The sequence below is a fragment of the Burkholderia sp. Ac-20392 genome (assembly GCF_017104585.1).
GTDB lineage: Bacteria > Pseudomonadota > Gammaproteobacteria > Burkholderiales > Burkholderiaceae > Burkholderia > Burkholderia lata.
This window is the reverse complement of the sequence record NZ_JAAGPB010001027.1, coordinates 1-1,189: the sequence shown is the minus strand read 5'-3', so window position 1 is coordinate 1,189 and position 1,189 is coordinate 1. Positions and strand designations below refer to the sequence as shown.

1 protein-coding gene and 1 pseudogene are annotated in these 1,189 nt (G+C 71.1%); both read left to right on the top strand.

What is annotated here, in order from left to right; genetic code table 11:
- Window positions 1-161: pseudogene (locus tag G3N99_RS42285) on the top strand (collagen-like triple helix repeat-containing lipoprotein); the annotation flags it as partial.
- Between the two features lie 40 nt (window positions 162-201).
- Window positions 202-1,189: collagen-like triple helix repeat-containing protein (locus tag G3N99_RS40570; RefSeq protein WP_206125238.1), on the top strand; the 988-nt coding region annotated here is incomplete at its 3' end.

Sequence of the window (1,189 nt, the reverse complement as noted above, 5' to 3'; positions counted from 1 at the left end):
CCCCGGTGACGAACGTCGTTTCCACGGTGACCAACGCCGTCGGCGCGCCGGCATTGACCGGCGGCACGGGTGCCGTCACGAACGGTGGCTCGTCGTCGAATCCGCTCGCGCCTGTCACGTCGCTGATCGGCGGCCTGCTCGGCGGCACGCACGGCAAGTAAACCAACATCCATCAATCGACAAGACAGCGAGGAGTCAATCATGTCCCAGCAACGTTCCCTGACGACAGCCGCCGTGCGCCAATGGCGCGCGCCCCTCACGGCCTTCGCCGCCGCCTGCCTGCTGGCCGCCTGCGGCGGCGGCGGCGTCAGCTCGCCGCCGACCAGCAGCAACAGCAACAACCCGAGCACGAGCGGTACGCCGAGCACGAGCGGCACCAGCGGCACGTCGACCGGCACCAAGGGCGTCGTCAGCACGGTTGGCCAGACGGCCACCGACCTCGGCAGCACGGTCGGCAACATCAGCGTGCCGGGTCTCGGCGACGGCGTGACGAAGGGTGTCGGCAGCACGCTCTCCAGCACGGGCACGATCGTCGGCGCAGCCGCCGATGCCGTGAGCAACGGGCTGGGACAGATCGGCACGACTAAGGATCCGGTCGGCACGACCGTCGCGGGCCTCGGCAACGTGGTCGGCGCAACGAGCAACACGGTGTCCGGCCTGAGCTCGACGGTCAAGGCGCTCGGCACCGGCCAGCTCGCGCCGCTCGCGCCTGTCACGACCCCGGTCGGCACCGTGCTCGACACGGTGGCCAACGGCTTGACGGCTGCCGGCACGACGATCGGCTCGACGCTGTCGTCGGGCGCCGTGCAGCAGGTGACACAGCCGCTCAGCTCGGCGATCACGCCGCTCGTGATCACCGCCGGCCAGGTCACGCAACAGGTCGGCACGACGACCGGTCTCGGCCAACCCGTCTCGGGCCTGCTCGGCCAGGTCGGCGGCGCGATCAGCTCGGCCGGCAAGCAGGTTGGCGGCACGTCGAGCCAGCCGCTCGTCGGCGACGTCGGTCAGCTCGTCACTGCGGTCGGCAACACCGTGACCAACGCGGGCGGTCTCGTCAACCCGAACGGCCCGAACGGCGCGGCACCGATCCCCGGCCTGATCACGAGCCTCGTCGGCGGCTCGACGGCGACCGTACAGAACGGCACGTCGTCGGGCTCCGGCTCGACGAATCCGCTCGGCGGCCTGCTGT